The organism is Tenacibaculum profundi (assembly GCF_057162725.1).
Genome location: NZ_CM169894.1, coordinates 1,635,904 through 1,656,538 on the forward strand (window position 1 = coordinate 1,635,904; position 20,635 = coordinate 1,656,538).

Consider the following 20,635-nt stretch of genomic DNA (forward strand, 5'->3'; position numbering starts at 1 on the left):
CTCAAATAAGGGCTTTTTATTTTTTATAAATCATTACACCTGCTTTGATCTCTATATCAAGATAATTCTCTCTTGGTATAATAGGGCAAGAATAGTTTTCATTATAAGCGCAATAAGGATTATATGCATTATTAAAGTCGATGGTTATACTTCCATCAATTGCTATGTCACTTGTTTGAATATCTACAAACCTACCTCCTCTATACGAATAAGTTCCATTCGTTTTGTCCAAAAAAGGTAAAAAAAGATGTTGTTCAAATCCTCTTATTGGAAACTCATCCTTATAAACATTCAATTTTAAAGAGTTATTATCAATTGTAAAATAAAGCTCTCCATATTTTCTATAAACTACTACCCTCTCGGTTGTTGTTGGAAAGCTTTTTGGTGGTTCATTAGATGTTCTTACAAATTTTCCAACAACCTTATATTTTTCATCCACAGGGAAAAAATTCAATTCCTTAAATTTTTTTAATGCTCTTTTAGTTAAAGGTGTAGTAGAAGCGTCTTTAAATTTACGATTCATTTTTATTTGAAAAGCTGTCTTGCCGGCAACCTGCTTTTTATCTTGTGAGCTACAAGAGGTAAAAAAAACAGGGAATAGTAATATAAGTAATCGCTTATGTTGTTTCATGTTATAACTTAATTATAATGCTAAAATAACTCTTAAAATTAATTTCTATCAATTCTATTACATAGGATTTTTAAATTGCATCAAATAAATCTATATTTGTTGCGTTTATAAGAAATAATTATTATATTTGAGTTAATTGCATTAGAAATCAAGAAATCTACACTTAACTTATTGCACTCAATAATAAAAATTTATTACAAAATAAAATATTTTGATTATTTTTTAACATAAAAAAATCAAAGATAACTATATATTTGAACCCCATTTTTGTCATTATTATCATGATTACAAAATGAATTAAAATAGAGATTTATAGTATTTAATTAATTCGATAATGATATAAAACGGTGAAAAATGGTTTATAATTTAATACGAAAGAAGGAAATATGAATACAGAGTTAATTAGTAAAGCAGAAGAATTTGAAAATAGAAAATTCAAATTTGTTACTACCAGTGATAGAATTGTAGCTTCCAGAGAAGCAAAAGCTTTAATTTTGGAAATTAACGAAGTTTATAAAGAAACAAAAGATGTAACGTTAATGGACTTAATGAAGCGTTTGACTGTAGTAAAACAAAAAATAGAAAAAAGATTAAAAGGAGCACCGCTAACGGTTTAAATACTAAATCTAAATTTTAACCGTTAATATGATTAAGTTGTTAGAAGTTTTTAAAAGCTTCTCTCAAACAAAATTTATTCTTGAAAAAAAATCTAGGTTTACTCCTAGATTTTTTATTACTTTTGCCCCAGCCATCGGGATGTAGCTTAGTCCGGTTAAAGTGCTGGTCTGGGGGACCAGAGATCGAAGGTTCGAATCCTTTCATCCCGACTATCTTTTTGTAAAAAATTAAGAATAGTGTATTTAAAAATACTTCTCTTTTATTTTATCATACGTTCACTATTTACTAAGATTAAGGACTTAAGACACTTACTCTTTTAAGTCCACTCCTTAAACTGATCATAAATCCATTTTTTAGCCATAAAAGTAAAAACTGTAATAAATTTGACCTTTAAAAAATCTCAAAAATAAATTCTAAATACAAACTAGTTTTGTTTATTGACAGCAGTAACTAAACTACGTTGCTTGAAATCTTGTTATAACAACTACAATTTCGAATTCGGATTTTGAACTTAACCTGAAATAAATTATCATATTTCTGCATCGCTACTACTCCAAAGCTTCTTTTTTTATTAATTATAAATGGTCAATTCATGATTATAAAATAGCTTTAAAAATACTATACCCATGTAATAGTTTTGTTTTTATTAGTTTGCTATTTCCTTCCCTATTTTTCATTGACTCTTTTCATAAGTAACGAACTAAATGCGGTTACTCCAACTTTTATTACATTCGTATCTACAGTGAAATTGGGTGTATGGGGCATAGCTATCATCCCCTTTTTAAAATTTGAACCACCGATAAAAAAATATACACTAGGAATTTCTTTTTGAAAATACGCGAAATCATCTCCTCTACCATCAGGGATTACTCCGTACAAGGGAATTGTTGTAATCAAGGAACTCTTATTTTTCGATAGAATTTCAATAGCCTTTTCCACTAAAAAAGCGTTATTTGTTATGTTTGCTCTTTCTTTCGAATAAACAAACTTACTAGAGTTAAATTCGACTTTCTTTAATTTTTTAGCATAACGTGAAAATGCAATTTGTTGTTGTAATTGATGTCGAGCCCCTTCCATCAATTTTTTATTGCTTGCACTCAAATAACCGCTAATCGTAATTGTTTTATTGTTTTCAATTACCTCGAAATTCTCTTGCACCGTGATAAAGTCTTTAAAGATAGTTTTAGGACTCCCAATACCTATATCAGGACGCATTAAATTATCCATTCTCCAAAAATCACTATTTGGTGTCACATTCTGTAAATCTGACAAAATATTTTTAGTGTACGTTATCAATTCATCATTAAACTTCGTCTTTTTGAAGGTAATGTTAATTTGTTTATAATCCGCAAAAAGATATCCTTTTTTTGAAGCTATCAGACCAACAGGCATTGGCGAAATGTGAGCTGCATAAATCTCATCTGGTTGTATAATATCCAACAAACCATCGGCTAACATAGCTCTAGCTCCCTTATAATTTTCTTCAGAAGGCTGAAAAATAAAATATACTGTACCTTGAATATAACTTTTTCTTTTCGCTAAAATAGTAGCTATTCCTAAAGCTATTGTAGTATGAACATCATGCCCGCAATAATGAGCCGCATTACTATTTTCTGTATGGAGTTCATTTTCAATATGTTTATGATTTGATATTGCGTCCATATCTGCGCGCCAAGCTATTTTTTTTCCTTTTTTACCCTCATTCAATATCCCTACAACACCATACCCCCCTATATTTGTTTTAACTTCTAAACCTAAACTCACTAAATATTTCTCAATAAAAGAAGAGGTTATTTTCTCTGTACCTGCCAATTCAGGATTATTATACAAATACTTTCTAACCTCTAATAATTCTTGATATAAAGAGTCTGAAATAGTTTCTATCGTTGTCCCATTTTGTGCATTGAGATTAACGCTAAAAAAGATAATTACTGTTAAAAAAACGCATTTAATAAAAATATTTAATTTTTCCATAATTTTTAAATCTAATACTACAAATTTGAGAATCTGCTACTAAATGCACCTGACACATTTGTGACATAATTACTTCTTTACCAACTTTCCTCGAATTCGACTTAACGACTGACGCTCCACACCTAAAAAAGAAGACAGGTGTGTTAAACTTATCCGATTGGTGAGTTCTGGATTGTTTTGGATAAACTCTAAGTAACGCTCCTCTGCAGTATTGAACAAGAAACTTTCTACCCTATCTGTCAAAACATTAAGCACCTTTTCAGCGATAAGTCTTCCATACATTTGACCATTAGAAAACTTTTGATAACTCTCTATTATTTTTTCGTAGGGTAATAATAGAATTATGGAAGGCTCTAAGCATTGAATATAATATTTTGTTTGTCGTTGCTGTAAAAATGCTGGATAATCGGTAACATATTCATTTTCAGACACAAAACCAGTAGTAATATCTCTTCCTTTTTGATTTATATAATACCTTCTTAAAAGACCTTTAGAGACATACCCCATTTCTCTTTGAATACTGCCTTCTTTTAAATAAAATGACTTCTTACGGTATTCTTGGATATTTATATGCGGCCGAATAAATGCAAGTTCTTCTTTTGTTGCATACTTGAATTCTTGAAGATATTCAGAAATATATGCATTGTATTTTTCCTCCATAACAGACAAACTTATTGGTTAATTCAATGATTTAAAATCATCATAATAAAAACAATCTTTTTCTTTTACTGTAATTTCAAGTATAAATGGAAACACAATATTTTAGCACTTTAATTGTATTTTTTCAAATGTAAATATTTTTTTGTCAAAATTTTAAAAATTATTTTAGAGCTATGATCTAAATTTATCAAAAATATTGTAATTACTTTACAAAACAGAAAGAAGAGTTCTCAAATTTTAATATAAATAATTCTATAAACCTTTAACGCTTATAGAATATAATATCTTTCCTAAAAATAAAGTCAAACCTCAATCGATTCTTTAATATTCCTCTTTCAATCAGCAAACAAAACAATCATTTAAATAAACTACTTTAACACATTGTTAGTCTTAATACTATTAAAAAACTTTTGTATACTTGGCATTGCTGCCAATTCAGTGTCTACTAATGGCTTTTCTAATTCTTGTATCGACTCCTCTAGATCTTGAAGCATTAATTTAGTTACTTCCGTTTTCTCCTGAAGAATTTCTAAGCATATTGTAGAAAGCTTATTTAAATGGTAATAATGGATTTCTAATTCATTCAATATTGGATTCTTCTTTAAAGTTTTAAACTTTAAATATCCATCTCTCCATGCTGCAAAATATGATTGTAATTCAGTATTTTTAATCATATTGGGCTGCTTAATATAAGAATCAACTAGTAATTGAAAACTATGAACCATTGAAGCATCAGCCGTACAAGCATCAGCAAATAAGGTAAAAGGCGAAAATGTTTTATACTCAGTTCCACCTTTATTTCTCGTATAAATTTTTAATGGCTCGTATATAGAAGTAAGAATTTTCAAGGATTCAATTTCTTCTGACTTGGAGATATTTCTTAAAATTTGTTCTCTAAAACTATAATGCTTTAGCCCCAACTCCTCTAGTTGAAAACTCACTTTAGACAATCGTTTACGCATATTTTCTAGATTTTTCACTTTTTTAGGAGACCAAAATCTTTCAGCTATAGCAGCTGTTCTAGGCCAAATTCTAGAATCAATCGTTAAAGGAGTCACCAACTCACTCCACATAGTTACCTCACCTCCTAAAACTCTACTTTTCTCTTCACTTGTTAAGAAACTATCTCCTACTGGATCAAAAAGATAGTGGTGGTCTACTGATTGTACCCTATCAATATAATAATCATTTGATAAAACTGCTTGGTATCCTTTTTTAACAGCTTCAACCAAAGTTCCTTCTTTAAATCCTTCATTAATACCTCTCCATGAATGAATAATCGCACTTTTAGGCATTCCATCAGTCATGATCTCATCCCATCCCATTAGTTTCTTACCGTACTTTTTGAGTATTTTTTGAAGCTTTACATTGAAATAGGTTTGTAATTCATGATTATTCTTTAATCCTTTTTCTAACTTAAACTTCTGAATATTCTTATTTTCATCCCAATGAATCCCTTCGTTTTCATCTCCTCCAATATGAAAATATTCGTCTGGAAATAATGGAGCTATTTCGGCAAATAGACTATCTAAAAACACATACACTTCAGGTTCTATCGGATTTAATGTCGGATTAAAAATTCCTGAAAATCGCTCTATTTCGTATGTAAAATCTTTTTTACTGCTTAATTCAGGATATGCGGTTAAGATAGCCGTAGCATGACCAGGAACATCGATTTCCGGCACTACTCTTATCCCTCGTTTATCAGCATACGTAACCAAGTCTTTTATTTGATTTTTTGTGTAAAAAAAGCCATCTGAGCCCAATTCATGTAATCTAGGGTAGTGACTCGACTCAACCCTAAAACCTTGATCATCGGACAAATGCCAATGAAAAACATTCATTTTCATTGAGGCCATGGCATCTATATTTCTTTTTAAAACCTCTATTGGATGAAAATGTCTTGAAACATCAATCATTAAACCTCTCCAATCAAATCTTGGATAATCCTCAATCTCGACTCCCTTGAAAAAGAAAGCTGTATCATTATAATCAATTAATTGCATCAATGTTTCAAGTCCTCGAAGAGCCCCAATATCTGTATTTGCTAAAACCTCAACAACATCTTTCTTCACACGTAACTTATAAGATTCATCTGATCTTAGTTTTAACTCAGACATTTCTTTAAAAGTTACTTGAACGGTAGCTTTTTTAGAATTTACTATCGGAAATCCTTCATTTATAAAAACACCTGTTCTATTACTAATCCTCCTGATAATGTTGGTAGCATACTCATAAACACGCCCTTCTTTTTTATGGATAGAAATTATAAAATCTTTTGTAATATGAACAGTATTTTCATTCGCCTTAATTTGTTGCGGCCAAGGCATTAAATCATATTTGTTCGCTAGTTGATGCTGACCTCGCATTGATAAAGAAAGAAATAGCAAACCTACTATAACACTTTTCCACATATAATCTATTTCAATTCTTTTAGAAGTAATTAACATTTTATTTTTTTGATATTTTATTTTTTTACACTTGATTTCTAATAAAATAACCCTCTTAACTTTATTACTAATTAGTAGCTAAAAAGGCTATTCTCTTTGAAAACAACAATAAGTTTCGTAAATATTTATTTTAAAAATAATGACGCTTAAACGCTTCAACTGCTGCATAATCTGCCATACCTAGTTTTCTATATTTTTCTGCTGTTGACCTGTTTCTATCCTCGGCTCTCACCCAAAATTCTCTGGTGTCATTACCCTGAAACATTACTTTATCCTTTTGAGATTGATGATAAAAAATAGCATGTCTTTTTTTAACAACCTGATCTGGACTCATCGGAACCGCCATTTCGATTTCATGAGGCTGCCATTCAAACCACGCCCCCCTATACAACCAAACCCAACAGTCTTTCATATAAGTTTCAGTTTTCAATAATGCCAAGGCTTCGAAAAGAGCATCTAAGCATACTTTGTGTGTTCCGTGGGGATCTGCTAAATCACCTGCGGCATATATTTGATGTGGTTTAACCTCTTCAATGATACTACACATAATATCGATATCTATCTTAGATAAATTATCTTTTTTGACTCTGCCCGTTTCATAAAAAGGTAAATTCAAAAAATGAACATTTTCATCCGAAACTCCCATATATCTTGTGGCTCCTAGAGACTCTGCTTTTCTAATTTCTCCTTTCAACTTTCTTACGTCTAACGTATCTATCTCATTAGTTTTTTTATTCCTTAAAAAATTGATAATAGTACCTATTCTTTCCGAACCTGGGCTTAAAACTTTAGATACCTCGGCAAATCGAAGAGCATCTTCATCCGAAACTGCAATATTGCCTGAGGTCTGATAAGCCAGATGAACTTCATGACCTTGCTCAACTAATCGATCAAAAGTTCCTCCCATAGATATAACATCATCATCTGGATGCGGACTAAAAATGATGATTCTTTTTCTTTCTGGAAATTTTCTCTCAGGTCTTTTGGAATCATCAGCATTCGGTTTTCCTCCTGGCCAACCTGTGATTGTTTTTTGAAGACTATTAAATATTTTAATATTTAGTTCATAAGCGTTACCTTCTTCAACCAATAAACTAGCCATTCCTTTATCATTGTAATCTTTATCTGTAAGTTTTAAAATGGGCTTTTTAACTTTATTACTTAACCAAAAAATAGCTTTCTTTTTAAGCTCCTCTGTCCAAACACAAGAGGTTACTAACCAAGGTGTTTTTATCCTAGTTAGTTCAGAAGCTGCAGCCTTATCTATAACAAAAGTTGCATTTTGATGATTTTGAAGATAAGTTGCTGGTACTTTTGATGTAATATCTCCTTCAATAGTTCTTTGCACTACTTTGGCTTTTGTTTCACCCCAAGCCAGTAAAACAACTCTTTTTGCTTTTTTTATAGTACTAATTCCCATAGTAATTGCCTTCCTAGGGACATTATCAAGACCCAAGAAACTAGAGGAGGCATCTTCTCTTGTTATATGATCAAGGGTAATACTCCTTGTACTTGAATTGTAATGAGATCCTGGTTCATTAAAACCAATATGCCCTGTTCTACCAATTCCTAACAGCTGAAAATCTAACCCTCCTGCTTCTTTAATTTTTAATTCGTAATCTACACAATACTGGTATACTTCTTCTTGTTTAATAGTTCCATTGGGGATATGGATGTTTTCTGGTAATATATCTACATGATTAAATAAATGCTCATGCATAAAATAATGGTAGCTCTGAATATTGTCTGGTCTCATTGGCCAGTATTCATCTAAATTAAACGTAATAACATTTGCAAAACTCAACCCTTCTTCCTTATGAAGTCTAACCAACTCTTCATATACCTTTATGGGTGAAGAACCTGTTGCTAACCCAAGCACACATTTTTTATCTTCATTTGACTTGGTAATAATTAAGGTTGCTATTTCTTTAGCAACTATCTTCGAAGCTTCTGAAGAACTTTCAAATATTACGTTATGATTTTTTTCAAAACGTGTTTCTTCAAACTGCCCTGCAGGCTGAAAGTTTATCTCTTTAAAATTTGACATGACCATACTCTAGCTTAATTTAAATGCAATTCTAAATTTATAGGCACATTAAGTGAACGTATAGTTTTTTCGACAAAGTGCTTTAAAAATGCTACTAAAAACAATCGAGAATGCAAAACACATTCTCGATTTCGTATAACATGGTTTAGTAACTAAAAATTTGCATTTCCAGTATCCCACCATAGCCGAGTCCCACCGTTATCCGGTCCTTTTAATAATGTTTTTGCCTTTTGAACATTTATTCCATTTGTTGAATTCTCACTATCAACAAATGGAATCCTTCGTATTTGTATATTGGTATCTATGGTTCCCCCACTTTGATTACTCACCACCGGAAAAATTTTTGGATACCCTGTTCTTCTATATTCACTCCATGCTTCCTGCCCCTCTGGGAACATTGCAATCCATTTCTGTGTTATGATTCTTTCTAACTTTTCTTCATTTGTAGATGACTCATTCCAAGCAATAGTAATATCACTCATTGCTGCTATATTATTCCCTGAATTAAGAGGATCTTCGTAATCTACTGGTCTTGAAGTATTATCTGCTAAGTAAGCAGCAACACCTTCTGCAGCGTGCTGGTTAAATGATAAATTAACCCCTTGTTCATAATTTGATCTAGCATCTCCTGAGCCACTCCACCCTCTAAGAGATGCTTCTGCTTTTAAAAAAGCAACCTCTGCAGCAGTCATTAATTGAACATTTGTTGTGTGTATAGCATCGTTTAAGGCAGAAAAGCCAAGATATGCCGTCTTTTGTTTCTCTTCATCTGAATACCCAGCCATTAAAGAAAGTCCATTTCGAATACCTTTTAAACCTCCTCCTGTTGATTCAGTAAAATACTTTAATGCTCTTGGATCTTTATAACCTAATAAAATAGATTCCATTGAAGCATTCATTCGAATGTCCCCCCATGCATTATCAATAACCGATAAAGGGTGTGCTATATTTCCTTTTATGGTAAAATTAACTTCATTACTTTCCAAAACTCCTAGAGGGTGATTTAAAGCCTTTTCACCTTCTTCTTTGGCTTTCATAGGAGCTACTTTAGCTATTCTAATAGCTAAACGTAAACGTATTGAATTAGCTAATTTTATCCAGTTAGTATAATTACCTCCATAAACCATATCAAATTTATTAAATCTAATACTATTCAAATCTGCCATGATGTTTGCCGTTGCCTGATCTAAATCAACGAAAAAAGCATTGTAAGCCTCTTCTTGAGAATCATAGATTCCTGCTTTTTCAAAATCACCAAAGTTTCTGTACACAATGGGCCCGAAAACATCAGAAACCCTATGCATAGCACTCACTTTAAGAATCAAGGCAGCACCATACATTGTTGGATAATCATTACTAATCTTCTTAATCTTATTGACCCAATTCATAACTCCCTCATAAGGTACTGACCAAATATAATTATTCCACCCACTTACTAAGTTATAGGTTGTATTGTTTTGCCCTGCAACAAAAGGTCTTGGATTTGTCATATAACCAGAAAATATATCAGCGTTTAAATTTTGCTGCAACTGAAATGACCAAGCTGGATCAAATTGATAAATATTTTGAAATATTGGCTTAAACTTAGAACCTGCTATTTGAAAATCAGCAACCAACTGATCATTACTAATTTCTTTTTCGTTTATATTGTAATCTTCTAATCCATCACAACCAAAAAATGCACTCAATAAAAGGGCTGCGACTACGAATACTTTATATACATTACTCATAATAAAAACTTTTCTAAAAACTTAAGTTAACATTTAAACCGATACTTCTTGTTGATGGCAAACCTAGAACATCTACTCCTTGAAGGGCGTTCCCTGTACTTAAAGATAAATTTGGGTCATGTGGAGCTTCTTTATAGAAGAAAAATAAATTATTTCCTATTAGAGATGCTTTAACTCTCCTAAAGAATGAGTTTTCAGATAATTTAAAATCATAACCTAAGGCAAATTCTGCCAATCTTACATTTGTAGCGCTATAAATATACTCACCTGTAAAACTATTTCTCCCTCCTGTTAAACCATAGTAAGTTTGAGCTGGCAACGTAAATTCTTTAGTTCCAACAATATTATTATTAGAATCTCTGACATATTCTGCTACAGCAACATTAGCATTTGCAGTTTCTCTAGCTGAATTATTACTCCCTCCTTCAACTACGGCTTCCGTTAAACTCATTGTTTCTCCTCCAAACTTTCCATCAATCAATACATCTAATGAAAAGCTACCTAGTTGAAAGGAGTTATTCCATCCAAGAGTAAAATCAGGGTTGGCATTCCCTACTTTTGTCAAGCCATCGACTTCTGCATCTTCTCTTTGAATAACGTATGATGTTTGACCTGGCACAGAATTATCAACAGTAACGATCGGCAAACCATTTTCATTTCTTTTGACCACCTGAGCGTAGATGTCACCAAAAGAACCTCCTTCTACTAAATAGGAACCAAAAGTATTTACACCTTTAGGTGATAACGTAAAGAATTTAGGCTCTATTAAACCCGGAGCTTTTACACCGTTATAGATTTTATTAATTTTATTTCGATTTGCTGCAAAATTAAAACTGGTCTTCCACTTTAATTTTTCTTTGTCAAGGATAGTTCCAAAAAGAGAAGCCTCAATCCCAGAATTAGTTATTTCTCCTGAATTAAGATAGGCTATTGAATTACCCCAAATAGCAACTGATACAGCATAAGGGTAGTATTGATCTTTTGTTTTGGTGTTATAATATCCAAGATCAAAACCTAAGCGATTGTTAAAAAACTTCCACTCAGTACCAACTTCATAAGAAGTTTGTGTTTCTGGTAAAGGGTCAAAACCAGGAAAAACTTGTGGATTATCAATTAAAGGATTACCCCCAAAAGACACTTCATCATTAGGAACTATCTGATTAAAACCAAAGCCATTTCCTACTTCTGCATAAGAAGCTCTCACTTTTGCAAAGGAAATATTTTTTCCTAAGTCAAACATCTCACTCAACACACCTGTTAAACCTACCGAAGGGTAGTCAAAAGATTTTGTTAATGTTGACGACCAATCTTTTCTATACGTTAAATCTAAAAATAACTTTTCGCCATAGTTTAGTGTTGTACTACCAAACAATGAATTTTCTTTAATATCAGACCTGTTTTGCCCAATATCAACTCCTGCACTTGCATTAAAATTTTGGATTGCAAAGAAATTTGCAAACTGCAAACCTCCAATGGTACCAGAATCAGCTACAAGAGATTTACTAGTATTTCTCTTGGTAGCACCACCTATTATTGCTGTTAACGATAAATTATCGGTAATTTGACTATTTATATTGGCTATGATATCTCCATATAGCTGTACAAATTCATTTTCTCTAACAATATACCTCCCATTTTCGTGAGCTAAAGTTGCTTGAGTTGAAGCATAAATGCGTTTTTCAAATTTCTGTACAGATTGATCATAAGTTCCTCGAGTTTGCAAAGACAACCAATCATTAATCTTAAAATTCAGATTTAAAGAAGCTATCAGTTTATCATTTTGATCAGAACTTGCATTTCTATTTAAAATCCAATAAGGATTTTGTTCAATATCACTGGTACGGAATGTCCCCGGATTATCTTCTGGACCAGGACCTCTATACCAACGTTGTGTCATTCTGTCCCTGTATGGATTCCAGACTTCAAATCTTTTGTAATCTGATAAATTTTCTGTTAAAGATTCAAAATTATAAACCCCTACTAGAGGGTTAAAATATAGCCCTGATATAGGTCTATTACTGATACTTTGTGTTGACCCTAAAACATTTGCACTTAAAGTTACTTTATCTTCAAAAAGCTTCGCCGTTTCTCTAACGCTAAAAGAATGTTGTCTCAATGAGTTTGTAGGCAAAACTCCATCAACAAAACTATTACTGTAAGAAAAATATGTTTGAGCCTTATCTGTACCACCAGAAACTGACAAAGAATTAATATTTGTTGTTCCTGCCCTAAAGAAATCATCAATTACCCCATGGGCTTTCTCATTAAATTTCATAAAGTAGGCGGCATTTTCAACTACCAAATTGGAAGAAAAATCAACTTTAAAAGCACCAGATCTTCCTTTTTTTGTGTTAACTACTATTACACCATTTAGCCCGGCATTACCATATAGGGCAGATGCAGAGGCTCCTTTGAGTACGGTTATAGACTCAATATCATCTGGATTAATTAATGACAACACATCTCCTCCATCGGTATTTCCTCCGCTGTTACTTCCAAATGTAGAACTAGGTTGTCCCGATGATGGATTATTAAGAGGAATTCCATCCACTACATACAATGGTTGGTTATTACCTATTGACGAATTACCTCTGAGCACAACTTTAACTGACCCCCCTGCTCCTGATGAACTTCGCGTTATATTTACACCTGAAACCTTACCTGAAAGGCTATTTACAGGGTTCGTTTGTTTTACTTTACTTAATTCCTTTGCATCTATATCTTGAGCGGCATAAGTAAGCGACTTCCGCGTCTTTTTTATCCCCAACGCTGTTACAACAACCTCATCCAAGATGTTTGAATCTTCTAAGATTACATCCAAACTTTCTTCGCTTGAAATGACAATTGATTTTGTAATCATCCCAACATAGGTAAAAATCAATACATCTCCAATAGACGCTTTGATTTCATATTTCCCATCAAAATCGGTTTCGACCCCATTTGAAGTTCCTTTTATGTGAACTCCAGCTCCAGGTAAAGGCATTCCATCATTTTTTGACGAAACAATACCTGAAATGATTTTCTCTTGAGCAGTGACCAACTCAGTGAGAAAAAAAGAAAAGCATAGTAGTAATAAAACTTTGCTGTTTTTCATATGTATGTTAATTTTTTGCGGTCTAAATTTAACTAGGTTAAACAAATGTTAAAAAAAATACATCCAAACAACATCAATATAACAACAAACAACAGTCTAACACATACTAACCACAAATTAAATTATTCTTAAACCTTAATATTGCAAAATATCAAAAACTAAAAAGCAATATTTACGGATAAGCCTCGTATTTATTACTCTGAAAATAAAACAAATAAAAAAACATTTAAGCATGAGTTATTATTTATCTAAGAAAGCCAGTAATTATCAAATTTCAAATATCCGTGCAAATTAATCTTACTTGTATGATTCAAAAAAACAATTTAAATTCACCAAATAAACTTTCTTAACTCTGTGCTACCTTTTTTTAAAAAAATTCATAACAATAGAACAATAAAAAGAAAGTATCATATTATTTTCTGGATTAGTTATTTCACTTTTAACGTTATAAGATGGGGAAGTTATTTTGATGATTATTGGTATTCTTTAAAATCAAATTTGGTTGAATTTTTTTTACACATACTACTAGTTTATGCTAATATTTATTTCTTCATTCCTTTTTTTTTAGTACCAAAAAAATATAGCAAATATGTTTGTCTTATTCTTATTTCACTGTTTGGCAACTACCTAGCAAGAACAGGTCTTAATTATCTTTTAGTTACAAAAAACATGTGGCCAGAAGCAGAAGGTGTGAAAGATCCTTTTACATTTAACCATGTTATTGCTGTTACTTTAGGAGAACTTTATGTGCTTGCGCTAGCAACCGCTATCAAATTAACAGTTGATTGGATTAATCAAAAAACTAGAATTGATAAATTAAAAAAAGAGCATCTTGAAGGAGAATTGAACTTTTTAAAAGCTCAAATCCAACCACACTTTTTTTTTAATACATTAAACAATCTTTATTCCTTGACTCTTGAAAAATCAAAGAAAGCTTCTGATGTTGTGTTAAAATTATCAGATATAATGCAATATGTAATCTATGATATAAAAGACCCTGAAATATCTTTACTAAATGAAATTAATTATATACAAAATTATATAGATTTAGAATCCTTAAGATGCCACGAAAATGCACTAATCAATATAAAAATAAAGGGTAATATAAATGATGTAAAAGTTCCTCCACTAATTTTTTTATCATACATAGAAAATTGTTTTAAACACGGGAATAAAAACAATGATAAATTTTATGTATATATTAGATTCGAAAAAACGAATCATAACAGCTTAGTTTTTATACTAAAAAACTCTTATGATTTGACTAAAACAAACAATGAAACATTAAAAAAAGGAGTTGGTAATTGTAATTCCAAAAGAAGACTTGATCTAATTTTTGAAAAAAACTATCAACTAAAGATTTCAGAAGAAAACAACGTATATAAAGTTTACATAGAGATTCCTTTAACAAAAAATTAAAACCAGTGAAAATCAATTGTGTTATCATAGATGATGAACCCCTAGCCATAAATGTGATTAAAAATCACTTACAAGAATTTCAAAATATTTCCATTGTAGACACCTTCAACAACCCCCTTGAGGCTATTTACACACTAGAGAATAAAGATATTGATGTTTTATTCCTTGACATTAATATGCCTAAAATGAATGGATTAGATTTTCTTAGAAATACACCTGTAAAACCACATGTAATTATCACTACATCGTACAGAGAATTCGCTGCTGATAGCTATGATTTGGATGTTTTGGATTACCTTGTTAAACCAATCCCTTTTCCTAGATTTTTAAAATCAATCAACAAACTAACACAACGAATTCATAGTAACGACAGCATAAAAAGTAGTATAGTACAAGAGGAATCTTATATTTTTCTTAAAGTAGACAAGAAATTAGTTAAGGTAAAATATGATGATATTTTATTTATTGAGAGCTTAAAAGATTATATTAAGGTCAGCACAATTACCGGAAATTATATTGTTCACAAATCATTGACTAGTATTACAGAAGAGCTTCCAGAAAATAATTTTTTAAGAATCCACAGATCATATACCATAGCCATAGATAAAGTAAAGTCTATTGAAGGAAATTCAATTGAAATAAATGACAAAAGACTTCCTATAGGTCGTAAGTATGTAAATAACACAAAACAAATAATTTTAAAAATACCGAATGTTTAGCAAGAACAGTTTTGCTTAATAGCGTGATTTATTTTGTTCAGCTAAAATTTTATGTTGATGAGAGAATTTAAGTTCTTCTTTAATTTCAAATATTTATATTGGAAAACAATATTTCAAAGAATTGACCTAATTGTCAATTTATAAAACTAAACTAAATATGACCAACAGCACAAAGGACATAAAGAATCGTAATTCTACATTTATCCCTATCGTTATCATTGCGGGACTTTTTTTTATTTTTGGATTTGTTACTTGGATAAATGGTGCTTTAATTCCGTTTATGAAAACTATAAATGAGTTAACAGACGCACAATCATATTTGGTAGCATCAGCATCTTATATCTCTTTCGTTGTAATGGCACTACCCTCTTCTTTTATCATCAGTAAAATTGGTTACAGAAAAGGAATGTCTTTGGGTTTATTTATAATGGCTATTGGGGCCCTTATTTTTATTCCTGCCGCAGAGGCAAGGACTTACTGGATTTTTTTACTAGGTATTTTTGTTCAAGGAGCAGGAATGACACTATTACAAACTGCTTCTAATCCTTATATTACAATTTTAGGCCCTATAGAAAGTGCTGCAAAACGTATTGCCATAATGGGAATCGCTAATAAAATTGCAGGAGCCTTAGGCTCTACAATTTTTGCTGCACTACTTTTATCAGGAATTGCCGGCATAAAGGATAGACTAAGCACTGTTAGTACTGAAGAAAAAAGTGAATTATTAAATACGATGGCTGATAGTGTAGTCACTCCTTATTTAGTTATGGCTAGCGCTTTATTTATATTAGGAATATTAATACGAAAAGCGCCGCTCCCTCATGTAGAAGCCTCTAACAATGAAAAAACGGATAACAGCCATGCACATAAAAAAAATATTTTCCAATTTCCCCACTTATGGCTAGGAGTTGCAACATTGTTTGTTTATGTTGGTGCTGAAGTTATTGCTGGAGATACTATTATCGCTTATGGAATATCACTTGGAATCCCCATGGCAGACTCACAATTCTTCACAACTTATACTCTGATGGCAATGGTGATCACATATGCCCTTGGAATTGTTTTAATACCAAAGTTTATCAGTCAAGCTTTAGCTCTTAGAGTAAGTGCTATCTTAGGTATTATTTTTACTGTTTGTATCATATCAACAAGTGGTTATATTTCTGTTTTATTTGTTGCTGCGCTTGGAATTGCAAACGCTCTAGTATGGCCTGCCGTTTGGCCGCTAACTTTAAAAGGACTTGGAAAATTTACAAAAACAGCATCAGCTTTATTAATTATGGCCATTGCTGGGGGTGCAATAATCCCCCCTCTATATGGTCAGTTCGTTGACAACAAAAAGGAAGCTCTTATCAATCAAGGCATAGAGGCAAGTACGGCATTAATGGAAGCTTCCACTTCAAGCTATTGGATTCTCTTTCCATGCTATATTCTGATACTTCATTATGCGGTCTCAGGACATAAACTAGGGCTAAAAAAAAATAATTAATTCCATTTTTGTGAAACGGTTAGAGTCGTTAGATACACTAAGAGGTATTACCATCACTGGTATGATTTTAGTAAATAATCCTGGTTCATGGAGCCATGTTTACGCTCCCTTACTTCATGCAAAATGGCATGGCCTCACTCCAACTGATCTAATATTTCCTTTTTTTTTATTTATTGTAGGAGTTTCCATATCAATAGCCTATCGCAATAAAGTTATCAACCGAAATATCTATAAAAAAATTCTAACCAGAAGCTTTAAACTGATCGGTCTTGGCTTGTTAATTAATACTGCATCTCCTAATTTCCCATTTGTTGAAACTATAAATCAGATAAGAATACCTGGTGTTCTTCAACGTATTGGCATTGTTTTCTTATGTTCTTCGTTTATCTTTCTAAAATATGACACAAAAAAAATCATCATAATTATAGCATTCATTTTACTTAGCTATTATCTGTTCTTAAATTTTATGCCTCTTCCTGATGGCAAATCTCCTACATTTGATGAATCATCAAACAATTGGGTCAATTATATAGACCAAACGATACTTGGTAGTCATATGTGGAAACCTATTAGTGATCCTGAAGGACTTTTAAGTACAATTCCCGCCATCGCTACATGCCTATTAGGAATTTTAATAGGAAAAATAATTCTTTCTAGAAGAAACGATGAAGATAAATTAAAAAGATTACTTTGGTGTACTTTATTTCTTCTATTCTCTGGTTATCTATGGGGGTATTTATTCCCAATAAATAAATCTATTTGGAGTAGTAGTTACGCTTTGGTAACTTCTGGTTGGGGAACTCTTACATTAGCTATCGCATATTACATAAATGACTTAAAGAGGGTTTCTTCTCCAAAGCCAATAATATACGTCAGTCAAAACGCAATCATTATTTATTTTCTATCCATGATCATCTCAAAATTTTTCTATCAGATCAAAGTAAATGATAAGCAAAACATACATTCTTGGATCTTTGATACTATTTTTGTCTTTTTCAAAGATTTAAAACTTGCCTCTTTTAGCTACGCTTTATGTGTAGTGCTTTTTTATCTTTTACTAGCTTACAGTTTATACAAAAAGAAAATTTTTATTAAAATTTAAATTAACTGTTTATATATGTTTTCAGGCTAACGTTAAAACAACAAACACCTGTCTTACTTATTTTCATTTTTATAAAATGAATAGCTATTTTAAAACAGAATAACTACATGTTTTATTTGTATGTAAGCTCTCAACAAAAAAGTTTTAAAACCGTAAAAAACTGATTATAAGAAACATTTGAAAAACATTTAAAAAAAACTAAAAAAAAATTTCCCAATAATCAAAAACATTATATATTTGCCCCGTCTTAAAAGATAAAGGCCGATATAGCTCAGCTGGCTAGAGCAGCTGATTTGTAATCAGCAGGTCGTGGGTTCGAGTCCCTCTATCGGCTCTTAATAGAAGTGCTAACAGCTTAGTTAGCACTTTTTTTATGCACTTTTTTTTCTAAATTTGTTAAACATAATTTCTAAAATTTAAATGAAGAATATTTTTGTAATCGGTATTGCAGGAGGAACTGGAAGCGGAAAAACAACTGTGGTGAATCAAATAATAAACGAATTATTAGATGAGGTATGTGTCATATCTCAAGACTCCTACTATTGCAAAAATGATGACCTTAGCTACGAAGAGAGATCAAAAATAAATTTTGATCACCCAAGGGCTATAGATTTTGACCTTTTAGTAAAACACCTTTCCGAACTAAAAAATGGAGAAGTAATAGAACAACCTGTATATTCATTTGTTTCTCACAATAGAACACAAGACACTATAAAAACACATCCAAAAAAAGTTATTATCGTTGAAGGAATACTTATATTCAATAGCAAAAAGCTAAGAGATTTGTGTGATATAAAAGTATTCGTCCATGCTGACGCGGATGAGAGACTTATTAGACGTGTAAGGAGAGATATTAAAGAACGTGGTAGGGATGTAAATGAGGTTTTGGTAAGATATCAAGACACCCTAAAACCTATGCACCAACAATTCATAGAACCAACAAAAAATTATGCTGACATCATTATTCCTGGTGGCGGACATAATAAAGTTGCTATTGATATTGTAAAAACAGTAATCAATGACCGTTTGTGATGAATTTTAAATCAGCCAAGAAGAAACCTTTTTTTATTTTTTTTACGAATATTTATATTATTATTTTAACCGTATTTGTTTTTTGGATGCTCTTTTTAGACGAAAATTCTTACCTTACTCACAGAGAATTTAATAACGAAATAAAGGAACTAAAAACATGGATTGAATTCCATAAAGAAAAAATTGAAAAAGATAAAGAAGTAATTAAAAAACTAAAAGATTCTCTGGAACTCGAAAGATATGCTCGTGAAAATTATTTAATGAAAAAAGAAAATGAAGATATATATATAATTGAATTTGATACGATAAAAGATAAATGAAAAAATATTTGTTCGACGAATTTGAAAATGTCTCTCCCCAAACTTGGAAAACAAAAATTCAAGCAGACCTTAAAGGTGCAAGTTACAACGAAACTCTGTTATGGAAAACTAACGACGGCATAACTGTTAAACCTTTTTATACGAAAGAAGATAGAACTCTAGATCAAATAGACCTTCCAAAAAACGGTTTTAAAATATGTCAAACTATCGAAGTAGGTAAGGTAGAAGAAGCAAATTACTTAGCTATAGACGCCCTTAAAAGAGGGGCCAATAGTCTTGAATTTATTCTTAAAGAACCAATTAATATCAAAACTCTATTAGCCAATATAGAGGTGAAAAATATATTAGTTTTTTTTAAACTCCAATTTTTATCCTCAGAATTCACAAAAAATATTTCAAAATATGTAGGTATAAAAAACTGCTTTTTTAATATCGACATAATAGGAAATCTTTCATTAACAGGGAATTGGTTTAATAGCTTTAAAGCAGACCATTTAGAAGTTAAAAATATATCAAAAGAAACCAACAACTTTCTTGCAGTAAACACTTCAATTTACCAAAATGCAGGTGCTAACATACCACAACAACTAGCCTATTCACTAGCACATGCCAATGAGTATTTAAATTATTTCGGTCCAGAAATAGCAAGGCATATTCACTTTAATATATCTATTGGGAGTAACTATTTTTTTGAAATAGCTAAATTAAGAGCCTTAAGAATACTCTGGAGATCACTACTTAACGAATACAATTCTCAAGAAACACATACACTAATATTCTCCAAACCGAGTCTAAGAAACAAAACTTTGTACGACTATAATGTAAACATGTTAAGAACAACATCTGAGTGTATGAGTGGGATTTTAGGTGGCTCTGATGTAATCTCAAACCAACCATACAATAAAACCTTTCAAAAATCTGACGAATTCGGAGAACGCATTTCAAGAAACCAACTTCTAATATTGCAACAAGAAAGTGAGCTTAAAGAAGCACAAAATATTGCTGATGGCACATACTACATAGAGAGCATAACAAGACAACTCGCTAGCAAATCCTTAGATATTTTCAAACAGATTGAAAAAGGCGGTGGCTTCCTTCAACAATTAAAAAACGGAGTAATTCAAAAAAAAATAAAAGAATCTGCTAGAAAAGAACAGGAGCAATTTAACAATGAAGAACTTGTTCTATTAGGTACAAATAAAATTCAAAATCCCAATGACAAAATGGGAACAATAATTAATTCTCCTTCTTTCGTAAAATCAAGAAAAGAAAAAACACTCATAGAGCCTATTATTCAAAATAGATTAGCAGAACAACTCGAAAAGAATCGTTTAAAAAAGGAATCGTAAG

At 31.4% G+C, this 20,635-nt stretch carries 15 protein-coding genes and 2 tRNA genes; 10 read left to right on the forward strand and 7 right to left on the reverse strand.

Features of this window, described 5'->3' with window-relative positions; translation table 11 throughout:
- Positions 1–16: 16 nt before the first annotated feature.
- Positions 17–631, reverse strand: coding sequence for a DUF1684 domain-containing protein (locus tag AC2GW8_RS06700; RefSeq protein ID WP_440881996.1), 615 nt, complete (start codon positions 629–631; stop codon positions 17–19).
- A 386-nt stretch (positions 632–1,017) separates the two neighbouring features.
- Between AC2GW8_RS06700 and AC2GW8_RS06705 the strand changes: the two genes are divergently transcribed.
- Positions 1,018–1,248, forward strand: coding sequence for a hypothetical protein (locus tag AC2GW8_RS06705; protein ID WP_440881997.1), 231 nt, complete (start codon positions 1,018–1,020; stop codon positions 1,246–1,248).
- A 135-nt stretch (positions 1,249–1,383) separates the two neighbouring features.
- Positions 1,384–1,458 (forward strand) — tRNA-Pro (locus tag AC2GW8_RS06710).
- A gap of 457 nt (positions 1,459–1,915) precedes the next feature.
- Here AC2GW8_RS06710 and AC2GW8_RS06715 read toward each other — a convergent pair.
- The 6 genes from AC2GW8_RS06715 to AC2GW8_RS06740 form a co-directional block, all read right to left on the reverse strand.
- Positions 1,916–3,223, reverse strand: coding sequence for a M20 metallopeptidase family protein (locus tag AC2GW8_RS06715; protein WP_440881998.1), 1,308 nt, complete (start codon positions 3,221–3,223; stop codon positions 1,916–1,918).
- 69 nt (positions 3,224–3,292) lie between these two features.
- On the reverse strand, positions 3,293–3,883 hold the full coding sequence (locus tag AC2GW8_RS06720) for a Crp/Fnr family transcriptional regulator (RefSeq protein ID WP_440881999.1): 591 nt from the start codon (positions 3,881–3,883) through the stop codon (positions 3,293–3,295).
- Positions 3,884–4,251: 368 nt separating this feature from the next.
- On the reverse strand, positions 4,252–6,333 hold the full coding sequence (locus AC2GW8_RS06725) for a beta-N-acetylhexosaminidase (protein WP_440882000.1): 2,082 nt from the start codon (positions 6,331–6,333) through the stop codon (positions 4,252–4,254).
- A gap of 130 nt (positions 6,334–6,463) precedes the next feature.
- A complete protein-coding gene (gene nagB / locus AC2GW8_RS06730; RefSeq protein ID WP_440882001.1) occupies positions 6,464–8,380 on the reverse strand; it encodes a glucosamine-6-phosphate deaminase in 1,917 nt (638 codons plus the stop codon).
- A 152-nt stretch (positions 8,381–8,532) separates the two neighbouring features.
- Positions 8,533–10,110, reverse strand: a complete 1,578-nt coding sequence (locus AC2GW8_RS06735; RefSeq protein ID WP_440882002.1) for a RagB/SusD family nutrient uptake outer membrane protein — start codon at positions 10,108–10,110, stop codon at positions 8,533–8,535.
- Between the two features lie 13 nt (positions 10,111–10,123).
- Positions 10,124–13,204, reverse strand: a complete 3,081-nt coding sequence (locus tag AC2GW8_RS06740; protein WP_440882003.1) for a TonB-dependent receptor domain-containing protein — start codon at positions 13,202–13,204, stop codon at positions 10,124–10,126.
- A 669-nt stretch (positions 13,205–13,873) separates the two neighbouring features.
- Here AC2GW8_RS06740 and AC2GW8_RS06745 point away from each other — a divergent pair.
- The 8 genes from AC2GW8_RS06745 to AC2GW8_RS06780 all read left to right on the forward strand — a co-directional run bounded on the left by AC2GW8_RS06745 (position 13,874) and on the right by AC2GW8_RS06780 (position 20,634).
- Positions 13,874–14,623, forward strand: coding sequence for a sensor histidine kinase (locus tag AC2GW8_RS06745; RefSeq protein ID WP_440882004.1), 750 nt, complete (start codon positions 13,874–13,876; stop codon positions 14,621–14,623).
- Between the two features lie 5 nt (positions 14,624–14,628).
- A complete protein-coding gene (locus AC2GW8_RS06750; protein ID WP_440882005.1) occupies positions 14,629–15,342 on the forward strand; it encodes a LytR/AlgR family response regulator transcription factor in 714 nt (237 codons plus the stop codon).
- 157 nt (positions 15,343–15,499) lie between these two features.
- A complete protein-coding gene (locus AC2GW8_RS06755) occupies positions 15,500–16,831 on the forward strand; it encodes a sugar MFS transporter (RefSeq protein ID WP_440882006.1) in 1,332 nt (443 codons plus the stop codon).
- 10 nt (positions 16,832–16,841) lie between these two features.
- Positions 16,842–17,933 (forward strand): acyltransferase family protein, encoded by a 1,092-nt coding sequence (locus tag AC2GW8_RS06760; RefSeq protein WP_440882007.1) that lies wholly within the window; start codon positions 16,842–16,844, stop codon positions 17,931–17,933.
- A gap of 260 nt (positions 17,934–18,193) precedes the next feature.
- A tRNA-Thr gene (locus tag AC2GW8_RS06765) sits at positions 18,194–18,267 on the forward strand.
- A 95-nt stretch (positions 18,268–18,362) separates the two neighbouring features.
- Complete coding sequence (gene udk, locus AC2GW8_RS06770; protein WP_440882190.1) at positions 18,363–18,965, forward strand: uridine kinase; 603 nt, start codon at positions 18,363–18,365, stop codon at positions 18,963–18,965.
- Positions 18,965–19,285 (forward strand): FtsB family cell division protein, encoded by a 321-nt coding sequence (locus AC2GW8_RS06775; RefSeq protein ID WP_440882008.1) that lies wholly within the window; start codon positions 18,965–18,967, stop codon positions 19,283–19,285. Before udk ends, AC2GW8_RS06775 begins: the two co-directional genes overlap by 1 nt.
- Positions 19,282–20,634, forward strand: coding sequence for a methylmalonyl-CoA mutase subunit beta (locus AC2GW8_RS06780; protein WP_440882009.1), 1,353 nt, complete (start codon positions 19,282–19,284; stop codon positions 20,632–20,634). The genes AC2GW8_RS06775 and AC2GW8_RS06780 overlap by 4 nt, the downstream gene beginning before the upstream one ends.
- Position 20,635: the final 1 nt, after the last annotated feature.

Coding starts and splice junctions, on each gene's coding strand:
- AC2GW8_RS06700 (WP_440881996.1), bottom strand. CDS start 631: ATGAAACAACATAAGCGATTACTTATATTACTATTCCCTGTTTTTTTT.
- AC2GW8_RS06705 (WP_440881997.1), top strand. CDS start 1,018: ATGAATACAGAGTTAATTAGTAAAGCAGAAGAATTTGAAAATAGAAAA.
- AC2GW8_RS06715 (WP_440881998.1), bottom strand. CDS start 3,223: ATGGAAAAATTAAATATTTTTATTAAATGCGTTTTTTTAACAGTAATT.
- AC2GW8_RS06720 (WP_440881999.1), bottom strand. CDS start 3,883: ATGGAGGAAAAATACAATGCATATATTTCTGAATATCTTCAAGAATTC.
- AC2GW8_RS06725 (WP_440882000.1), bottom strand. CDS start 6,333: ATGTTAATTACTTCTAAAAGAATTGAAATAGATTATATGTGGAAAAGT.
- nagB (WP_440882001.1), bottom strand. CDS start 8,380: ATGTCAAATTTTAAAGAGATAAACTTTCAGCCTGCAGGGCAGTTTGAA.
- AC2GW8_RS06735 (WP_440882002.1), bottom strand. CDS start 10,110: ATGAGTAATGTATATAAAGTATTCGTAGTCGCAGCCCTTTTATTGAGT.
- AC2GW8_RS06740 (WP_440882003.1), bottom strand. CDS start 13,204: ATGAAAAACAGCAAAGTTTTATTACTACTATGCTTTTCTTTTTTTCTC.
- AC2GW8_RS06745 (WP_440882004.1), top strand. CDS start 13,874: ATGTGGCCAGAAGCAGAAGGTGTGAAAGATCCTTTTACATTTAACCAT.
- AC2GW8_RS06755 (WP_440882006.1), top strand. CDS start 15,500: ATGACCAACAGCACAAAGGACATAAAGAATCGTAATTCTACATTTATC.
- AC2GW8_RS06775 (WP_440882008.1), top strand. CDS start 18,965: ATGAATTTTAAATCAGCCAAGAAGAAACCTTTTTTTATTTTTTTTACG.
- AC2GW8_RS06780 (WP_440882009.1), top strand. CDS start 19,282: ATGAAAAAATATTTGTTCGACGAATTTGAAAATGTCTCTCCCCAAACT.